Origin of the sequence: Gilvimarinus gilvus (assembly GCF_030518155.1) — a bacterium.
Lineage (GTDB): Bacteria > Pseudomonadota > Gammaproteobacteria > Pseudomonadales > Cellvibrionaceae > Gilvimarinus > Gilvimarinus gilvus.
Map to the genome: position 1 here is coordinate 14,545 of NZ_JAULRU010000172.1, position 20,364 is coordinate 34,908.

A 20,364-nucleotide genomic window follows, 5' to 3' on the forward strand; every position below is an offset into this window, starting at 1 on the left:
CTCTCTTGACCGGTTTGGTGTGAGCAACAGCTAACGAGCTACTGGATGCTACAGCCTGCTAGGGTTTTCACCTCATCGGCGGTAAGTTCCCGACTTGCCCCAAGTGCCAGGTCGCCCAATGCAATAGTCCCCACATGGGTGCGGTTCAGCGTCAGTACCTCGTTGTCGAAAAACCCAAACATGCGCTTTACCTGATGATACTTGCCTTCCACCAGCGACAATCGGGCCGTGTAGGTATCGAGAATTTCTAAGCCGGCAGGCTGCGTTGTTATATTTTCGTAAGCGAAGTAAATACCCTGCGCAAATACCGACACGTACTCATCGCTGAGCGGTTGTGCCAGCGTTACCAGATAAGTCTTGGCCAACTTAGTGGCAGGTAAGCTCACTTGACGCGACCAAGCCCCATCGTTGGTTAATAACACTAAACCCGTGGTGTTAAAGTCCAATCGCCCGACAATATGCAAACCCGCTTTTTGCGGGTGATCAATTAAATCCAGTACCGTTGTGTGCTTGTTGTCTTTCGTAGCGCTAACAGTACCCTTCGGTTTATTGAGCATTAAATAGACGGGCTTATTATGGTTTAGGCAAACCTCGTCGAGCACCACGTGGGTAAATTTGGTAATGCGCTGGCGAATGGAGTCGGCAGCGACCCCATCCACTAAAATCCGCTTTTGCGCAACCAGCAAACGAACATCTGACAGCGAGTGCTCGGTATACTTGCTGATAAACCGATCCAGTCGGTAAGCGGTGGATTTCATGCGCTAGCAATCAATATCCATCACTCAAGTGCATTGTCTTGATCGAGCTGCTCAAACATAGCGGCCATAGTTGGGTTACGCTTGGTGAGTTTCTTTACGGTTAAATCGTCGGCCTTGTTGTTGGCTAGGCGCAGATTGTTTTCCGAACCCAATAGCGCATCCTTGGTTTTTTGCAGGTGGGTAATCGTCTTATCAATTTCATCAATGGCGGTTTTAAACTTCTTAGACGCCAGCTCGTAATTGCGGGCAAAGCCTGTTTTAAAGGCGTCCAGATCGCTCTCGAAATTGGTAATGTCGATGTTTTGCGATTTCACCAGCGCCAGCTCCGCCTTGTACTTGAGCGAATTTTGCGCGGCATTGCGCAACAGCGTAATAATGGGAATAAAAAACTGCGGCCGAATCACGTACATTTTGGGGTAGCGGTGCGACACATCCACAATACCCGAATTGTACAGTTCGCTGTCGGGCTCCAGCAGAGACACCAACACCGCGTACTCACAGCCTTTTTCATTGCGGTCTTTATCCAGCTCTTTTAGAAAGTCTTCATTCTTCTTTTTAGTGGCGGTTTCGTCGCTCTCGTTTTTCATCTCAAACATAATCGAGACGGTTTCGGTATCACTCGCGGCATTGTCCGTGTCACTGTCGCCGTAGTCACGAAAGATATAATCGCCTTTACTGCCGGTGCGCGCGTCGTTGTCTTTTTCAAAATAAGCATGGGGAAAGGCCGTGGCGCGAATACGGTTAAACTCCGTCTCGCAGTGCTGCTCCAAGGTCTCGCCGACCATCTTGGTGGATAAGCGCGCTTTCATATCGCGCAGGCGCTCAATTTCACCCTCGCGATCTTTAATTTGCGCTTCATAGCGCTCCTTCAGAGAATTAGCCTCTAGCTGCTTTTCCCATTGAGCCCGCTCAAGCTCGCTCTTTAGCGACTGAAGCTGGGTGTCTTTGGCGGCGGTCGCCTGCTGTAACTCATTGAGTCGCTTCGCCTCGGCAAGTTCGGCGGCCGCTTTTTTATCTTGCACGGCCTGCTTAAGGTTATTCGCCAGGGTGTCGCGCTCTTTCTCCAGGGCCGTCAGCGCTTCCATCACCGCGAGTTTCTGCGCATCCTGGCCCGCGGCTAGCTTGGCCTGCAGCTCCTTGATTTCCGCGTCTTTGGCGGCGGCCGCCTTGTCCAACTCCTGCGTCACTTTACTGGTGGCCAGCTCGACCGCGTTCTGCTTTTCCTGCTCGGCCAACGCTAGTCGCTCGCGCAGCTGCTTTTCAAACTCGTGGTCGCGCACCTGCTTGAGAATATCCGCATAACCTGCCTCATCGACTTTGAACGCTTTCTTACAGTGGGGGCAGTTGATTTCGTGCATGGTGGTTTATCCTTGGTGAATGTCTTACTTAGGTGCCAGAATCAGGGCTAAACAAAAGAGAAATATGTGAGGCTATCATACCGAATATGACGCAAAGAAAGCCATTGGCAAACGGCACAGGCTCCCTCTTCATAATGCTGGCGAGCATTATGAGGAAACAAGGCATATATTTTTACCTGTGGTAAGCGGAAAAATGTGCATAGTAAGCTAGTTCCACATAGTTTTGTCGTTCTATTTGCATACAATAAGTGCTTTTCAAACCCCTACCACCATAATGGAATCACTTAAAACAGCCCTCGCGCTTTCAAAACCCCTTCCATTTTCAGGCGAATAAGCTCCTCTGGATACACGCCTGACTTGCAGTTTACAAAGTCACCTTCTCTGCCCCAGATAGATGGCGAATAGTTACGAGAAATGTATGACTCAGTGAATTGGGATATCGACTCAACAACGGGAGGAGAAAATTTTATATCTGACATAACCACTGGCGTCCCTTGCCAATTGCTTGGCGTCGGATCACCACAATAGGCCCATTTCCCATCACTTGTCGGATTAACTGGATAGAACTGATATTTTTCGTGAATCCAGCCATCCTCATTTTTCCTTACAAAAATAAGACTATACTTTCTTGCTAAAAATACGGGCCACCCATAGTGGTCATACACTGAAAATGCAATCTTTTTATTATCGTAGTTTCCCCAAACTGGTTGCAGTACTTTATAGACAACATCAAAACGATCATTGTAGATAATAGCGGACTCATTATTCTCGTTGTACGTCTCCTCAATTGAGATTGGCTCACCAATAAAGATAAAGTAGTCACTCTCATTGACCCGACTTTCCTCTGAAGACAAATTATTATTTTGTTGACGCTCCTCGTTTTCTTTACCTATAACGTAACGATCATAAGCAATTAAAGCAAATACGACCGCGGTTATGCTGACTGCCCCAAATACATAGAACAAGGCATTAGAAATACCGAATTTTCGCCATACCATAATGGATAATATTGTTAGAACCATTACAATAATTGCATATTCCATTAGTTCCTTCTCCCTAATATTTCTATATTAACTATATTGTGAATCCAGCATTGAGGACGAACTAAGAGTGCGTACGCTGCCACACAAAAACCTACCATTAGCGCAGCGAGCACTAGCGTAATAATATCGGCTCATGGGCCTATGTCATTTCTTTTCAAGAACAAAACCGTTAAACTTATTATGAGCTCGCCTACAGGATAATTTGTACATAAAACCTATAAATTTCACAAAGACCTTCCAAAATCCAGACGGCGTACGATCGCTGACGAAATTGTAGTTATAGAATGTAAATAATTCACGCTGCTCTAGAACTGTCTCTATGTACCCACCGCCAAAAGTTTCATTTAGCTTCTGATAAGGAATCACCCTAATTTTCAAATAATTCGGACTTTTATTTTCTTCAACAATTAAAATAGTTTTTACTTTTTCACAAATTACTACTATTCTTTCTCCTTTTCCGAACGGATTCTTCTTGTTATATTCAATTGACTTTATTGTTGCACGATTTTCCTCGAAGGACATTTTCTTGAAAATCTCTATATCCGTCATGCATGAAAAAACATGATCTATTGGCGCTTTAACCTTAGTCTTACCAGAACATAAAATCATATAATTACTTTTAATATCGACGCTTTCATATGCAACTCACATGAAGGTCTTTGTTATTGATTACTCCCTCGACAACACCATAAATACATCGGAGTTTTCGAGTTTATCCATTATGTCGGAATCGGGCAGACAATTATTATCAACGAATTTCACGAGTTCGGGAACCGGATCGCAGAACAATATATCTAGCGACATGCGATTCATTCCGTATATTCCCCGATGAATCATATTTGCACTAAAGACCAGAAGATCACCGGCTTCTAATTTAACGGTTACTCCGGTTGAGAGATCTTCATGATTTTCGCGGCCATTCAGCTGCAAGCGCACATCAAGTTCATTTTCTGTATCCCAACGCTTATGAGTCCCCGGGATTAACTCCACACCTGGCTCATCGACCATGGGAATGCGAAAGTGTACAACGTTTGGGCCAAGTAGGGCCTGCTGCTGCTCCTCAACAGACATATGGTACTGGGTATCTCGGTGCCAGTAGTTTTTTTGCTCTTTGTTCACAGGGTCAAAAAACAGCTGGGTATTCATAAAAGCTGGACAGCTACCCATGATTGAAGTAGCAACATTCACCAACTTATTTGAACCTAAGAACTTGAACAATACATCCCTTTCAATATTCGTCAGATGCTTGGGGGCTGTCAGATAGGCAGAGTTTACCGCCTTGTCGGCATAGAACTGCGCATTTTCCTGTTTCCACGATTGATGGAACTGGCTAGCCACTGCTCGTAGCTTCTGAAGCTCGCCCGCGCTTACGAAGTGCTTAAGAACAAGATAGCCGTTTTCTTCGTATTCTTTTTTCATATTCCTACCAATGTGCCTGTAGCTGCGAAAAAAGCAATAGAAGCGAGCGATGCTTCCGGCAAACTACCCTTGCTATATGTTGATATAAATAATTTGGGATATGGAAGCAACGTAACCGAATAGTGCTATTAAGGATGGTATTTTCCTTTTATTAGCTTCTGGGCTTAAAAACATGTTTATTCCCGTAAGAATAAACATGAATGTTGCAAAGAGTAATGCGATGCCAGTGACGCCCGCATAGACCAAAGCAAACAATGTAAATGCACAAACCCCAAAGGATATCGCTTTTTGCGGTTCGCTAGAGTAAGTTTCAGTCCAATTTTTAGGCGGGATTAATTCTCCCTGTGTCCATTTACCTCTCATTACACATAATAACCTTTGAGCATGACTGTGCCATATTCGAAGATGCCCCTAGTTCAAGCATATATCGATTAAGAGCTACTCCAATAGTCCCTGTAATTTGTCGCGAGTTGGTTATTTTTGACTGCTCCGTGCCTAGGGAAAGTTCGCCTGCAGCTGCTTAACCCACAATGTAAGGGTTTTAAGGCCGCGGGGCAAGAATGGCGTAACCATCTGATAATTATAGAAAATAATGGATTAAACTGTTACCAGGGTGCAGCTCGAGAGCTTGCCGTTGAAAAGCGGGATGCGGAGGGCTGTGAACGGAGCGCGCTTTACGCTTGATGGCACGCCAGAGCCATTGTGTACCTGATAATTGTCAAATACCTGCATCCAATAGGCTTTTTGCCCCGTAACCGAAGTGTTAATCAATCATTTAGCCAAAAAATGGCTATATAAGGAGGCATTATGCGCCTAAAGGCACCGTGTAAAGCTGTCGACTTCCGCGGCAAGGATGTATTTGGCAAACCGTTCCGGCTCACTGACCACTTGGGAAAGCGGGTTATGCTCTCGTTTTTTCGCGACGCCGGCTGCCCGTTCTGTAACTACCGGGTGTACGAATTGAGCAATAATTACCAGCGCTGGAAAGATCACAACCTGGAAGTCGTGGTGGTATTCAGCGATACCGCCGAACAGGTTAGGCGCTTTGTGGCCCAACACCCCCGCCCCTTTACCATGATGGCCGATCCCAAGCTCAAGCTATATAACCACTATGGTGTAGAGCACTCCGCCCTTGCACTGCTCAAGGCGCTAATGTTTAAGCTGCCGCGCATCATTAAAGGCATCGCCAAAGGTGGGCGACCCAGCAACAACCCCCATGTGCGCATTGTACCGGCCGACTTTCTGGTAAACGAAGAAGGCTACATTGAGCACATTTGGTACGGCCGTGATACCAGTGATCATATACCGCTCGATACGGTGAACGAATTTATCGATGAAGGTCGAGCCCGCGCCCCTAAAATACGACGTGCTCACAACAGCCCTTACGCAGCCAGCACCTTCGGTATGCCAGGCGCACCGACATAAGGTTTGCTCACGTTAAGCTTATACTCTGTATAGAATCAGGGTATAAGCTTGCCAGAGGCGCGGTAACGAGCAGGGTTCGGCAAAGCCCGGAAGGGCTGCATACTAGCAGCTGTTGAAAAACCCCATGCATGCTCAGCGTAGCCCGCTAGGAAACAAAGGTCGAAACATACAGTTGCTCGACCTTGTCGCGTGCCCAGGGGGTTTTGCGCAAAAACTTGAGGGATGACTTTATAGACGGGTCACTTTTAAAACAGTTAATGTTGATTCTCGCGGCCAGTCCGTCCCAGTCATAGTGCTCAACTAACTGGGTCAACACGGCCTCCAGGGTAATACCATGAAGCGGGTTATTGGGCTGTTCTTTACTCATAATGCTTCTCGTGTGGGCTACTGTGGCGACATATGCGCCGCATAGGCAACCGTAAAAGCCTGCTCCTGGAATACTTTAAGCCCGGTATCAGCAAACGGAATTGGCAAAGGGTTCTCCGCTAAAGACTGCTTGATGGCCGCAGGCGACATGACATCAACACCGATTTCATCAATTAACTGGATCGCCGCTTCCATCTTAAAACTCACCGCACCGCCGGCAAATTTACCCTTGGTCATACGCTCGCGAATCACAACGTTAGTCACCTTGTAATCCTGCATTAACTTGGTAAAGGCCGCCTGAAACTTCTGCAAGTCTTCCCGGCTGTGCTCTTTGGGCAAACTAATCTTGCGAACCCGACACTCGGGCAAAGTAAACTGCCCGGCAATCAGCTCAAGCAAACACACCACGGCATCATTGCCCGTTAACTCAACACCACAAATTCTCATTACTGCACCTTTATTAATCGGGGTTGTTTACACGTAAAAAATCCATACATTTTATTAAACAACGACTGATGACCAATGCCGATTCAAAAACGGCGTTGTGCAGCGTTGAACTTAACCTTATGTATCGACGGCTCAGAACGGACTGGACTCTACATTATACTAAGATGCTAGCTCAAATGGCTCAACCTTAGTGCCCTGATGGAAAATCATCTTCCAACCATCATCAAGCTTTTGCCAGAAGCTACTACGCAAGGAGTATGTACCTTTCTCTGAATCGCAGTCTTTAACAAAAGCCCGAAACACCAGTTGGCAAATATCCTTACTATGCTGAGTAAACTCAAAATCTTGAGCGACCGCACTCCAGGATTGCTCAGCTGGCAAGCGCTCCAATAAGTCATCCAAACTGAAATGGGCACCAGAAGCACCTATTTCTTTAAATTCTGGAGCTATACGTTTACGCAATTCAACTTCAGAGCGCCGCACCTCAAAGGTAAGCAAAGACTTTTCTAGTTCAATGATCGTTGCTTCAATATTCACATACACCTCAATACATACAGCAGTTTAACCTGCATGGACTGTTCATTTTCTAATATTAATTTGAACCAAAACCCAAAAGAAGCGAAGCATAAGCCTCCCAACCCAAAAAGTGTGGCGGAATAGCCCAGCCTTTCATTATTTCTTGTTTTCACGACCGCGAAAGTTCAAATATATATATGCGAGAAGAAAAAAGCCAAGCAACATCAAAACCCCAACTTTAGTGTTCTCATCAGTAGTCAAGGAACTTGAATATTTGATGTACCCAGAAAACGCAAAAACAACAAGCATTAGAGGAATCGATAGAAACAACACCACTCCATACCAAGGTATTCTTGCGGTATACTCCTCCCTAATCTCTTTTTTTGTTTTTAGAATAAATCCAGACAGCACAAACACTACAACCAGCGGATACCTAGCCAAACTCGGGTATAAATATACACCCAACAAAACCATAGCGTTTATAAAGAACCAAACATGTAGACGCCAATTCACCAACGAACCTCTCTTACTAGTAGTAACCATAGCGTGCAGCACCAACTATTAGGTCACACGGAGCCATTTGCCTCACCCAACCGCCTCTTTTTCACTATCAGTCTTTTATATCTTCTTCGCGATTCTTTTCTCTGTAGTGGATAATTGATTTACCAGGGGCTGGTTCACCAGAAGCCGCCGGTTCAATTTCCACTATAGCGGGCTCTTTTTCTGATAAAACATCAATGACATCATCTTCTGTTACGATTTGAAAATGCTGCATATTGGGGTAATAGTCGTCCAATAACGGCTCTTTCTCTCCTATCATTTTATGCCATACTGAATCAGGGTACTTTAAAGTAAAGCCTAAATCATTTTCAATGATATTTAACTTATGCCATAGCTCAAATCTAAACTCCTCTAAAATATTCTGATAGATAGGAGCTTTTTCAAATATTATACTCCAGCGTTTTCTTGCTGGACTCCTTAGGTCTTCAACAGTTATTGTTAGTTGACCGTCATCAACTAATGTAACCATCTGGAGACTTCTGATGTCAGACAGCTGAGTACTCCAGCGAACAGCATTCCATTTTTCGTACAATTATTTTCTCCCAACGATTCTCAACAAAGAATGAAGAAGTGGTCATTTGGTAACGACTTCCTGTCTGATAAATATGCGACTCCGTCAGAATAATAGCGCAAAATCGAGCTTTTATCGACCAATGGAAATAACGCTTAATGTCGGAAGTCTGACGAAAAATCTATTCTTCACTACGAAGCCCCCTCCCCCATCTCATCCAGCCTAATGTAAAGCGATTTTGTGGGTTAATCGCGCATGGAGAAGGTGAATGTTGCGGAGCAACAGAGAGGCCAGCCTGGGCTGCGCGCAGGAGCGACGGGTTACTTTTCGCCGTGCCACGAAAAGTAACTCGCCATGCCCGGCGACACGGGCATATAAACCAAAGCCCTCCTTCGCGGCACCCAACCCAAAACATCAAAAGCAAAAAAACCCCGCCCTGAAAAATCAGAAACGGGGCTCTCTCAGTAGGCATACGCCAAAAACGTTTACCTATAATTTAAAACGACTTACGCTTTAAATTCAGCACGACCTTTATAAGGCGCGGTGCCATTCAGCTCGGCTTCGATGCGCAGCAGACGGTTGTACTTAGATACGCGGTCTGAGCGACACAGTGAACCGGTTTTGATTTGACCGGCAGCCGTTGCAACAGCCAAATCAGCAATGGTGGTGTCTTCGGTTTCACCTGAACGGTGCGAGATAACGGCGGTGTAACCGGCGTCTTGCGCCATTTTAATTGCGTCCAGAGTTTCAGACAGCGAACCGATTTGGTTGAATTTAATCAAAATCGAGTTGGCGATGCTTTTGTCGATGCCTTCTTTCAAAATCTTGGTGTTGGTTACGAACAAGTCGTCGCCCACCAGCTGAATTTTGTCGCCCAAGATTTTGGTTTGGTACGCCCAGCCTTCCCAGTCGCTTTCGTCCAGGCCATCTTCGATAGAAATGATTGGGTACTTGTTGGTCAGCTCAGCCAGGTAGTCGCTGAAGCCTTCGGCGTTAAAGGTTTTACCTTCGCCAGATAGGTTGTACTCGCCATCTTTGTAAAATTCAGACGCCGCACAATCCAGAGCCAGAGTCACGTCTTCGCCCAACTTGTAGCCGGCGTTAGCAACGGCAGTACCGATAACCGCCAGTGCTTCTTCGTTAGACGGCAGGTTAGGTGCAAAACCACCTTCATCACCAACGGCGGTGTTCAGGCCTTTTTCGGTCAGAACTTTTTTCAGAGCGTGGAAAATTTCTGCACCGGTTTGCAGCGCTTCGGCAAAAGTTTTGGCGCCTACAGGCTGAACCATAAACTCTTGAATGTCGACGTTGTTGTCGGCGTGCTCACCACCGTTGATGATGTTCATCATTGGTACTGGCATAGAGTACTTGCCTGGAGTGCCGTTAATATCGGCGATGTGTGCGTATAGCGGCACGCCTTTGGCGATGGCAGCAGCTTTAGCAGCGGCCAGAGACACAGCCAAAATTGCGTTAGCACCCAACTTTGATTTGTTCTCAGTGCCATCAGCTTCGAGCATGGCGTTGTCCAGCGCGCGCTGATCGGTCGCATCCATACCCACCAAAATTGGCTTAATGGTGTCGTTGATGTTGGCAACGGCTTTCAAAACGCCTTTACCCAGGTAGCGAGACTTATCGCCGTCACGCAACTCGAGGGCTTCACGAGAACCAGTAGAGGCACCGGAAGGCGCGCAGGCAGAACCTACGGCACCGGATTCGAGAATCACTTCGGCGCTTACGGTAGGGTTACCGCGGCTGTCCAGTACTTCAAAGGCTTTGATATCAGCTATCTTGCTCATTGGGATAAGTGCTCCAATTGTCGTTTCAAATATAAGGTCAGGTGTTAAAAATCGGTATTGCTAAAAATCAGTCAATGTCCAGTACCGGCAATGCCTTTACTGTGTCATCAATTGCTTTCATTTGAGCTAAAAATGGTTCTAATTTATCGAGCGGCAAGGCGCTGGGCCCATCGCACTTGGCATTGTCCGGGTCTGGGTGAGCCTCGAGAAACAGCCCTGCCAAACCCACAGCCATGCCGGCACGGCCCAGCTCTGCCACCTGATGACGACGACCACCAGACGCCGCGCCCATTGGGTCGCGACACTGTAATGAGTGGGTCACATCGAAAATCACCGGTGCGCCGCCACTGACATCTTTCATGGTCGAGAAGCCCAGCATATCGACCACGAGGTTGTCGTAACCAAAGTTGCTGCCACGGTCACACAAAATAAGGTTGTCATTGCCGCACTCGCGGAATTTTTCACAAATATTTTTCATTTGCCCCGGGCTGAGAAATTGCGGCTTTTTAATATTGATCACAGCGCCGGTTTTGGCCATAGCCTGCACTAAGTCTGTTTGGCGAGCGAGAAAGGCCGGCAGTTGAATGATGTCCGCCACTTCAGCGACCGGTGCACACTGAAAAATCTCGTGAACATCGGTGATGACCGGTACTTTAAAAGTGCTTTTAATTTCCTGGAAAATTTTTAAGCCTTCTTCCATGCCCGGGCCACGAAAAGAGTGGATAGAAGAGCGGTTGGCTTTATCAAATGAGGCTTTAAAAACGTAGGGAATGCCCAGCTTTTGCGTCACTTCGGCATAGGCTTCAGCCGTGCGCAGTGCCAAATCGCGAGATTCCAGCACGTTCATGCCGCCAAACAATACAAACGGTAGGTTGTTGGCGATATTAATTTCACCAACACGAACAGTTTTATCAGTCACATAGATTCCTTAAAATAAAACCCGGCCACGCGCGAAGCGTGCCGGGTGAAAGTCATTAGCCTTTGGTTTTTAACGTTGCCGCTACAAAGCTGGTAAACAACGGGTGGCCATCGCGCGGGGTCGAGGTAAACTCGGGGTGGAACTGACACGCCACGAACCAGGGGTGATCGACAATCTCAACCACTTCCACCAAGGTGTCATCGGATGACCATCCGCCAATTTTTAAACCGGCTTGCTGGAGCTGATCAACGTAGTTGTTGTTCACTTCGTAGCGGTGACGGTGACGTTCAACAATCACATCCTGACCATATATTTCCCGGGCTTTGGATTCTTTTACCAGGCGGCACTCCTGTGCGCCCAGGCGCATGGTGCCCCCCAAATCGGACTGCTCATCGCGTTTTTCTACCCGACCACTTTCGTCGGTCCACTCGGTAATCAGGCCGATGACAGGGTCTTTGCACTGGCGGTCAAATTCGGTGCTGTTGGCGTCTTTCAGGCCTACCACATTGCGCGCAAACTCAATAACCACCGACTGCATTCCCAGACAAATACCCAGATAAGGGACTTTATTTTCGCGGGCATAACGCACGGCAGCCAGCTTACCTTCTACGCCGCGATTGCCAAAACCACCGGGTACTAGAATAGCATCGGCGGTTTTTAAGATATCCACGCCTTCTTGCTCAATGCGCTCGGCATCAATGTAGTCAATTTTCACCCGGGTACGGGTGTGAATACCAGCGTGGCTTAGCGCTTCATTGAGAGACTTATAGGCATCCAGAAGCTCCATGTACTTGCCAACCATCGCCACGGTAATTTCGTGCTCGGGGTTTAGCTTGCCGTCAACCACCGCGTCCCACTCGGACAAATCGGCGGGGCCACACTCAAGGTTGAGATAATCCACCACAATTTGGTCCAGACCGAACTCGTGTAGTAAACGTGGAATGGCATAAATGGTGTTGGCATCCGGCACGGGCACGACGGCTTTTTCAGGCACGTTGGTGAACAGTGCGATTTTGCGGCGTGAATCGTCGTCGATTGAAACTTCCGAGCGGCACAGCAGCACTTCAGGCTGTAGGCCGATAGAGCGCAACTCTTTTACCGAGTGCTGCGTTGGCTTGGTTTTGGTTTCACCGGCGGTGGCAATGTAAGGCACCAGGGTTAGGTGAACCAACATGGCGTGTTGTGGGCCTAGCTCAACTTTAAGCTGGCGCACCGCCTCCAGGAAGGGCTGGGACTCGATGTCACCCACCGTACCGCCAATTTCTACCAGCGCTACATCGACGTCGCGGCCACCTTCAAGAATACGGCGCTTAATTTCGTCGGTGATGTGTGGAATCACCTGAACGGTGCCACCCAAATAGTCACCGCGGCGCTCTTTGCGCAATACCGTCTCGTAAACGCGGCCCGTGGTGAAGTTGTTGCGGCGCGTCATTTTGTTGCGAATAAAGCGCTCGTAATGACCGAGGTCGAGGTCGGTTTCTGCACCATCTTGGGTGACGTAAACCTCACCGTGTTGAAATGGGCTCATGGTGCCCGGATCCACATTAATGTAAGGATCGAGTTTCATGATCGTGACGGCTACGCCACGGGATTCCAGGATAGCGGCCAGCGAGGCCGAGGCAATGCCTTTACCCAGCGACGAAACCACACCACCGGTAACGAAAATATATCGCGTCATGTATAGCCTTGTAGAGCTTAAGCGTTAGAGAAATCGTAGGGAGAGCGGCGGCCGTAGCCAACACACTCAAAGCACATCCGTTGCATTAGGCGCCTCAAAGGAAGGCAGCTCACAGGCAAAATTGAAGGTGCTGTTAGGACCTGCGTTATAGGTCCGTAGATGGGGCGCCAGAATACCAGAAAGCCGGCCAAGGCTCAATCACAAATGCGCGTATTAGCCACTCGCCGCACCGCTTTGGGGGAATTGCCACTGTAATATTACAGCCTCGTCACCCGGGTTAGCGGCAAAGGCTTCGCACACCCATAAGTTCGCCACCGCCGCCAATTCGTTGTCGATATAGACCAACGGCAACCTTGCCCGCAGCCAAGGTGGTAACTGGTACTCCTGCAGCAGCCTTTTTAAGGTTTGCGAGTGTCGCCGACCGGCGGGCTGACAACGCTCGGAACCGCTGCGCCAATTAACCATAACCGCTCGCTCCAGGTGTTGACGTGCAAGTGCCCGCCCCCAACCTACAGAACTCGACACTTCGAGCGGCTCACCAACCGTATAATTCTGCCAGCAGAGCCAGTCGTCACCCGGCAGCGCCAGTGAACCGGCGGGCTCAGACCATTGCAGGCTCAACTCACCGGGCCCAGGCGCCCAGTGCACGGCCAAACTCAAACCGTACAAACGCCCCTGAAACTGACGCAACAATGTGCGCTTGCCCTGCACCTGAGATTCGGGGCTATTTCCTACTATTAATTGCGTTTCAATATCGGCCAACAACTGATAACCGGCGGTTTCGGCGAATCTCTGTTGTAACCAATAGCGCAGTAAGTTGCGCTGCCTGGCGACACTCAACTGACTAAGCGCGACTAAATCCAGAGAGAAACCCATCGGCTCCGCGCGCTCGGCCATAGTGGCTAAATCTAGCTCGGCGAGTTCTTGCAATAATGCATCGGCCTCGCTGCAGTGACGCGCCGCCCGCGCCACATTGTCATCGGCCTCGGGCCAACGAGTGCGCAACTTCGGCAATATATCGCGCCGCAAGAAGTTGCGGTCAAAGGCGGTGTCGGTGTTGGATTCATCCTCTACCCAGGCAAGCTTTTGCGCGCGGGCATAGGCTTCAAGATCCGGGCGCCCTGCCGCCAGGAGCGGCCGAACAATAGAACCACCCGCAAAAGAGCGCTGCGCGCGAATGCCGCCTAAACCGGTAACACCAGCCCCGCGCAACAAGCGGAACAGCACCGTTTCGGCTTGATCTTGGCGGTGGTGCGCAAGCAGTAAGATGTCACCCTCGCTCATAACTCCTTGAAAAACCTTAAGTCTCGCCTTACGGGCGCGCTCTTCAATAGCGCCCTCGCCTGCGATATTGACCCGCTCCACAAGCAACTCAACCCCAAGCTCCCGGCACACGGACTCGCAATGGCGCTGCCATTCATCGGCATTCACCGAAAGGCCATGATTAATGTGCACAGCAACAATGGGCACTGAGCCGGCCACCTCTGTTAAGGCGTGCAGCAACACCGTGGAATCCAGCCCGCCACTAAGGCCCACCAGCCAGCGGCCGGCGCTGTTCGCGGGCAAAGCCTCAATAAGTAGTTGCTGAATGTGATTCACGGTTTGTTGGGTCATGCTTGCATTAAACCCCAGCGACAATTGGCCCGGCAAGGGGAGCTAAGTAAAACATCGGCCCCGCTCTTGCGCCAAGGCCAGACAATGGGTAGTGTTTGGGGCCTTTACGTAACTACGCATTTGGGATTTATGAGTAAAAACAACAGCCTGCAGACAGCCCCGTTCGGCACCTGGCCCTCGCCTATTACCGCCAACACACTTACCAATAACGCTCTGCGTTTATCTGACCCTCAAGTGTGCGGCGAAATGGTTTACTGGTTAGAGTCACGCGCGGATGAAGGTGGGCGCAGCGTATTGATGCAACAACGACTGGGCAGTGATGCGCGCGAACTGCTCGACGCCAGTATCAGTGTTCGCACACGCGCTCACGAATACGGCGGCGGCGCTTTTTTTGCGACCGAAGACGCGGTATTCGCCGTTTTCGATAGCGACGGCTGTGTTTACAAAATCCCATTGCGCCAAGGCCACTCGTTGACCCCCATCGCCCTGACCAGCGAAGACCCCTACCGCTACGCAGATTTTTGCCTTGATAAAAGCCGACAAAAACTTATTGCCGTACGCGAAGACCACAGTGGCAGTGATGAAGAGCGAGCAGAAATTGTTGCCATCGACATAACCGGTGAGCACGAGCCAAGCGTTTTGGTCGGCGGCGCTGATTTTTACAGTAACCCTCGCATTAGCCCCAACGGGCAGTCGCTGCTATGGCTGTCGTGGGCACACCCCAATATGCCTTGGGACAGTACACAGTTGCTGTGCGCCAATTTTGACAATGACGGAAATATCGACACGCCCAGCCTGATTGCCGGCGGTAACGGCGAATCCATTTTTCAGCCGCAATGGAGCCCACAAGGCGATATCTTTTATATCAGTGATGTCAGCGATTGGTGGAACCTATACCGCTACGACGGCCATAAAGGCCGCTGCATTGTCGCCATGGAGGCGGAGTTTGCCACGCCGCAGTGGGTGTTTGGTATGTCGACCTACAGTTTTATCGACGACGACAAAATCATTTGTTGCTTTAGCCAAAACGGCCAGTGGTCTTTGGGCTATGTCACCCGTAACAAGACCAATCGCGGCTTTAAATTCAGCGCGCTGGCAACACCATTAACCGACATCAGCGGCATTGCCGCTAACGCCGATCATGTGGTTTTTCTGGGTGCCAGCAGCACGCGTACCAGCACCCTTTACCACTTGCTAAGTCAGTCTATAGGCCATAAAGCGGCGCCCCCTATGCAGATGCTGCGCCGGTCACAGGCGGATCTAGTCGACGCCAGTTACTTTAGCGATGCCGAGGCCATTGAGTTTCCCACCACAGATGGCGAACATTGCCACGGCTTTTACTACCCACCCGTCAGTGCCGAGTATTGTGGCCCACAAAGCAGCAAACCACCGCTGTTGGTTATTTGCCACGGCGGGCCAACGGGTGCAACCAGCGCTGCGCTGAGTTACAAAGTTCAATACTGGACGTCGCGAGGCTTTGCGGTACTCGATGTGAATTACCGCGGCAGTACCGGCTACGGCCGCCCCTATCGAGACCGCTTAAAAAGTCAGTGGGGCGTGACCGATGTGATTGATGTGGCCAGCGGCGCTCAACATTTAGTGCAACAAGGTTTAGTCGACCATAACAAATTGATTATTCGTGGCTCCAGCGCCGGCGGCTACACAGTACTGGCCGCGCTGACCTTTACCGATACCTTCTGCGTAGGTGCCAGCTTGTACGGCATCGGAGATTTATCGGCTCTGGCCGAGGATACGCACAAATTTGAATCGCGCTATTTAGATTCACTGGTGGGCCCCTACCCCGAACAAAAAAATACTTATGATGAGCGTTCGCCCATTCATAATATTGAGAAACTAACCTGCCCGGTGATATTTTTACAGGGCTTGAAAGACAAAGTTGTACCTCCAGCACAAGCTGAAAAAATGGTGGAGGCGTTAAAGCAAAAAGGCATCGCCACCGAATACGTCACCTTCGCCGATGAAGGTCACGGCTTTCGCAGCGCCGACGCTATTGAGACTGCGTTTGAGCGTGAACTGAATTTCTATGTCACGCAACTCAATCTAAACGAGCACTCATAACCTGGGACGGTGGCGACCAGATTGGTGAAATCTTTCTCAATTGATCATCAAGGCTGGTTGCCATGAAATAGTTGCTGAACCCGATACAAAGCCTGCCGTGCTACCCTTGCCCCGATTATTCGCCCCCTCAAATCATCCACCGGCGGATGAATGCCACCCCAAATTCGCGATAGGCTACATTGGTCCGAAGCGTCTCGATAGGTCGCCCACTGCAAAATAACATCGGTGCTAGGCCCTTGCTCAAACACCAAAAATTCATCTTTAGGTGCCAAAAATTCGCCCATACCGCCGGGGAAGTACTCACTGCCGGTAATCGCTGTTAACACATCAGCCGCGGCACGTGAAAAGGTAGAGTGGCCCGATACATATCCGGCAAAGGGCGGGGTGACAAAAGTCGGGCGTTGATAGGGCCACCAGTTTTCAGCCAAAATCCATCCGACACCTGCCACATCGGTTTGTGGCGATTCAATAGTTTCTGGCCCGCGCCAAGAGTAGAGTTTTATTTTCCCGATATTCTCAGGCTTGCCGTCAGCAAGTGGGTCGCCCGCTTGCACCAATTCGATATAACCCTCGTACAAAGGCAGGCCATCGGGGTGGTAGGATGCCGCATCCGGATCAGTGGATTGCCCCAAATCCGCCATGGCCCGTATGGCCGATACGGGTCGAACGAAATCGTACCAACCTTTGTTGCTCCAGGCCGCTACCGCCGAATCATGCATAGCGCCCCCCAAACTAAAATAAGCCTTAATATCCCACTCGAGCGGTCCCACCTGTTCTGAGCCCCACAGTTGGCGCTCGAACTCGGGGTGGTCCACCACATGATTCAGAATGACAAACCAGTGCCCCGGTGGCGTTTCAGATTCGGGGCCATCGGCCCAGAACTCCGCCAACACCCGCGTATAGTCGCCCAGCGACACACTCTGAGGCTCGTAGGGCTCTCCCGTGAAAGGGTTTATAGCGTGCCCCCTACCCGGGTCGCCGCCATCAAACAGTGCGTAAAACTGATCATATTCGCTAAACTCACGGGGGAAGTCGGCGATATCCAAGTTGCCCAAAGCCGCGGGAGAAATATCGATAATGGGCGTTTGTTGCGGATCCAGGTGAGAGCCCCAAATAGCAACCAAAGCAAAAGTGCGCTGATAAATATCCCGGTAGTGACTATTGGGATAGGGCGGCTCGCCCGGATCGAGATAAACGGTAAACTGATTGCCATCGCGCTGGTGGTGCTCCCGGTCCGCTTCGGTAAGCGCAAAAGGCAACACATCGCCCCACTCCGCTCCAATAAATTCGGGCACTGCAGATACCTGATTGCCCGCTTGATCAATAGAGGTTTCCAGCTCAATGGCCTGCCATCGGCCCAGGTCTTTTATCTCTGGGTTGCCGGGCTCAGCGGGAGCGATGGGAGGATTAACCGGTTGGTAGTAGCGGCTTTGATAACTGTTTGCTTCATTGGAGCCGTCTTGCAGGCCGTAGCGAATATAACAGTCGGCAATATAATTACCCAGCTCGGCCGCATTGCCCTCGGCACTGGAGGCGACCAGCGCTGGGTTCAGCCCCAGAGCTTCCATCAGCTCATTTGATTGCAGCAAGGTATAAGCCACACTGGGTGAATTGGAGAACCGGTGGGTAATCAGTCGATAAGCTGCATAACTTATCGTCGCTTCGCGCGCTTCTACACTGTATTGTTGAAACGCATCGCGGGCGAAAGGACAGGAAAAACCATTTAAGGTTTGCCCCAGCAAATATGCACTTTCTTGAGTTGAGTAGGCGGCCCAGGCATCATACATGGCCGCGGATAAATGAAATAGGTTGCGCGAATGGGAGGTCGGGCGCGCATAATCGTTGCGTATAGCCTCCAGCAGAACCTCATTCCACCTCCGGGCCACTGAAGGCGACTGAACATCGGCCAAGGGCTTACTTTTATCGGGGCCCATAGCCGGCGGAGACACCGAGTCCGGCTCCCCTTGCCCGCCGCCACACGACGATACAAAGACACAGACGATGGCGACCAATAATAGTGGGACTGTTGTTATTCTCATGGTTTAACCTCAAAAATTTCGGTCCGGGTGACTAATCGTTAGGTGCGCTTTGGAAAAAGGGCCTTGGTGCAGGCTAATGCGGCCATCCTGCCAGCGCACCTCAATAGACTCGATCGTATCGCCCGGAGCAAACCCCACGTATTGAATCGCCGGATTATTGGAGACGAAATTACTGTTTGCCGTGACTTCTCGCATTTGTGTCGCTTGCGATGATACGATTTTGATCTTGCTGCCGATGGCGGCAGTGTTCGGGTGGGAACCCAGCAGTTGAATACGCAACTGAGTCGAAGCGTTTGAATGGTCGTCTGCGTGTGTATTTTGATAAAACTTGAACGGTGTTAAGCCCTCATCAAAAATACCGTTGGCGGTAATAATATCCACATCGCCGTCATTGTCCGAATCAAAACACACCACACCTCGGCCTTGGGTACGATCGGTAATGCCGGCAACTAAGGCCTGTTCACGGTAGTAAAGGGTATTGTCACCGGCGTTAACCTCGGCCATATACAACCGCGATCGATCGTCGGCATAACTGGCCCCAAACAGCCCCGCCTGCCAACCGTTAACATGAAAAATATCCAGCAAGCCGTTATTATCAAAATCGGCAAAGCAGGCTCCCCAACCCCAGCCACCGTCTACCACCCCTTTTTTCTGGCTAACATCGGTAAACATTTGCTCTGCACCTTGGGAGGAGAGATGATTGTTTAGATACAAGCGATTGCCTTGCCCCGACGCGGTGGCTATACCACTGACAAACCAATCCAGATCACCATCGTTATCCAGATCCCCCGTCGTACCGCCCATGCCATTATTGATGTCGATTTCATCAGAGGCATACTTTTGATAGACACCATCGCAGCGATTGAGAAACACTTGCGAGGTTGTAAAGTCACCGATTACCAGTAAATCCGGGCAGCGGTCATTGTTAATATCACTAAACGCTCCGGAAAAACTGTAATCCACCCCGGCGCCCAATACCGCCGTATTATTGGGCTGTAATACCATATGTTCCGCCAGCCCAGCCTCTACAGTGGTATTTTCAAAACGCTCGCCCCCCAGATTGCGCCATAAATGCTCTTTGGGGGCCGACTCAGGGGTTCCCCAGTGTCCTAAAAATAGGTCAAGCCAGCCATCACCATCGTAATCACCAAAAGAGGCCGAAATGGTGTTGGGAGAAACCATATCCGCCAATCCGTACTCTTGGGTTTTATCTATAAAATGCCATTTGCCTTGGTTATCCTGCTGCTGGAGCCATAAATAACTTGGGTCCCCATCGATACCGCCAATAAATATATCCAGCCGATCATCACCATTCACATCCGCAAAGGCCGGGCCACAACCCTTATGATCCTCAATATCAATACCCCAGTTATCAGTCGCCTCACGATAACGATTATCGCCATTATTTAAATACAAGCTGGGTTGATCTATATCCCCTTTGATAAAGAACAAATCCACCAGACCGTCGTTATTCACATCACCCGAAGCGACGCCGCCGCAATATTTCATAATATCGCTAACACCTTTCGAGGTTTTATAACCGGCGAGAAACTCTATGCCAGTTTCGTTCGTACGATCGACAAATAACTTAGACGGGGCAGAGGTTGAGCCTGCAGACGAATGATCAGAGCCCGCCAGAGAGGAACCACTCGTCGACCCGCCACCACAAGCCGCCAAAAAAACTGGAATACAACACAGAAAAAATCGCTGTACAAACATTTCATCAGCCTCAAACATTATTATTTTTGAGTAAAACTACCCGAATCACACCTTCTGCCCGATCACGTTAGCGCTTTCACTGCGAAAAAACGTTCGCACTTCGGTTTTATTCGCCA

General features: G+C 49.6%; 17 protein-coding genes. 2 read left to right on the forward strand and 15 right to left on the reverse strand.

The window, feature by feature from the left end; all coding sequences use genetic code 11:
* Positions 1-38: 38 nt before the first annotated feature.
* The 5 genes from QWI17_RS01385 to QWI17_RS01405 all read right to left on the reverse strand — a co-directional run bounded on the left by QWI17_RS01385 (position 39) and on the right by QWI17_RS01405 (position 4,578).
* Entirely contained in the window at positions 39-758 is a 720-nt protein-coding gene (locus QWI17_RS01385) for a pseudouridine synthase (protein WP_302720698.1), read from the reverse strand.
* Between the two features lie 20 nt (positions 759-778).
* Complete coding sequence (locus tag QWI17_RS01390; RefSeq protein WP_302720699.1) at positions 779-2,116, reverse strand: DUF2130 domain-containing protein; 1,338 nt, start codon at positions 2,114-2,116, stop codon at positions 779-781.
* Between the two features lie 284 nt (positions 2,117-2,400).
* Complete coding sequence (locus QWI17_RS01395; protein WP_302720700.1) at positions 2,401-3,159, reverse strand: hypothetical protein; 759 nt, start codon at positions 3,157-3,159, stop codon at positions 2,401-2,403.
* Between the two features lie 144 nt (positions 3,160-3,303).
* Positions 3,304-3,768, reverse strand: a complete 465-nt coding sequence (locus tag QWI17_RS01400) for a hypothetical protein (RefSeq protein WP_302720701.1) — start codon at positions 3,766-3,768, stop codon at positions 3,304-3,306.
* A 60-nt stretch (positions 3,769-3,828) separates the two neighbouring features.
* Positions 3,829-4,578 (reverse strand): phytanoyl-CoA dioxygenase family protein, encoded by a 750-nt coding sequence (locus QWI17_RS01405; RefSeq protein WP_302720702.1) that lies wholly within the window; start codon positions 4,576-4,578, stop codon positions 3,829-3,831.
* A gap of 807 nt (positions 4,579-5,385) precedes the next feature.
* On the opposite strand from QWI17_RS01405, the gene QWI17_RS01410 reads away from it, so the two are divergent.
* On the forward strand, positions 5,386-6,003 hold the full coding sequence (locus tag QWI17_RS01410; RefSeq protein WP_302720703.1) for a peroxiredoxin family protein: 618 nt from the start codon (positions 5,386-5,388) through the stop codon (positions 6,001-6,003).
* 145 nt (positions 6,004-6,148) lie between these two features.
* On the opposite strand, the gene QWI17_RS01415 is transcribed toward QWI17_RS01410, so the two are convergent.
* From QWI17_RS01415 to tilS, 8 genes are all read right to left on the reverse strand, one after another.
* Positions 6,149-6,370: a VF530 family protein gene (locus QWI17_RS01415; protein WP_302720704.1), complete on the reverse strand. Its 222-nt coding sequence runs from the start codon at positions 6,368-6,370 to the stop codon at positions 6,149-6,151.
* Between the two features lie 17 nt (positions 6,371-6,387).
* Entirely contained in the window at positions 6,388-6,816 is a 429-nt protein-coding gene (locus tag QWI17_RS01420; RefSeq protein ID WP_302720705.1) for a DUF3010 family protein, read from the reverse strand.
* 159 nt (positions 6,817-6,975) lie between these two features.
* Positions 6,976-7,353: a nuclear transport factor 2 family protein gene (locus tag QWI17_RS01425; RefSeq protein WP_302720706.1), complete on the reverse strand. Its 378-nt coding sequence runs from the start codon at positions 7,351-7,353 to the stop codon at positions 6,976-6,978.
* Between the two features lie 589 nt (positions 7,354-7,942).
* Complete coding sequence (locus QWI17_RS01430; RefSeq protein ID WP_302720707.1) at positions 7,943-8,425, reverse strand: hypothetical protein; 483 nt, start codon at positions 8,423-8,425, stop codon at positions 7,943-7,945.
* 485 nt (positions 8,426-8,910) lie between these two features.
* On the reverse strand, positions 8,911-10,200 hold the full coding sequence (gene eno / locus QWI17_RS01435) for a phosphopyruvate hydratase (RefSeq protein WP_302720708.1): 1,290 nt from the start codon (positions 10,198-10,200) through the stop codon (positions 8,911-8,913).
* 67 nt (positions 10,201-10,267) lie between these two features.
* Positions 10,268-11,119 carry a 3-deoxy-8-phosphooctulonate synthase gene (gene kdsA / locus QWI17_RS01440; RefSeq protein ID WP_302720709.1) on the reverse strand — a complete coding sequence of 284 codons (852 nt, stop codon included), beginning with the start codon at positions 11,117-11,119 and terminating at the stop codon, positions 10,268-10,270.
* Between the two features lie 55 nt (positions 11,120-11,174).
* On the reverse strand, positions 11,175-12,797 hold the full coding sequence (gene pyrG / locus QWI17_RS01445; RefSeq protein ID WP_302720710.1) for a CTP synthase: 1,623 nt from the start codon (positions 12,795-12,797) through the stop codon (positions 11,175-11,177).
* Between the two features lie 213 nt (positions 12,798-13,010).
* Positions 13,011-14,411 (reverse strand): tRNA lysidine(34) synthetase TilS, encoded by a 1,401-nt coding sequence (tilS, locus tag QWI17_RS01450; protein WP_302720711.1) that lies wholly within the window; start codon positions 14,409-14,411, stop codon positions 13,011-13,013.
* 129 nt (positions 14,412-14,540) lie between these two features.
* Between tilS and QWI17_RS01455 the strand changes: the two genes are divergently transcribed.
* Positions 14,541-16,490: a S9 family peptidase gene (locus tag QWI17_RS01455; protein ID WP_302720712.1), complete on the forward strand. Its 1,950-nt coding sequence runs from the start codon at positions 14,541-14,543 to the stop codon at positions 16,488-16,490.
* Positions 16,491-16,537: 47 nt separating this feature from the next.
* On the opposite strand, the gene QWI17_RS01460 is transcribed toward QWI17_RS01455, so the two are convergent.
* Entirely contained in the window at positions 16,538-18,529 is a 1,992-nt protein-coding gene (locus tag QWI17_RS01460) for a vanadium-dependent haloperoxidase (protein ID WP_302720713.1), read from the reverse strand.
* A gap of 9 nt (positions 18,530-18,538) precedes the next feature.
* On the reverse strand, positions 18,539-20,248 hold the full coding sequence (locus QWI17_RS01465) for a CRTAC1 family protein (protein ID WP_302720714.1): 1,710 nt from the start codon (positions 20,246-20,248) through the stop codon (positions 18,539-18,541).
* Positions 20,249-20,364: the final 116 nt, after the last annotated feature.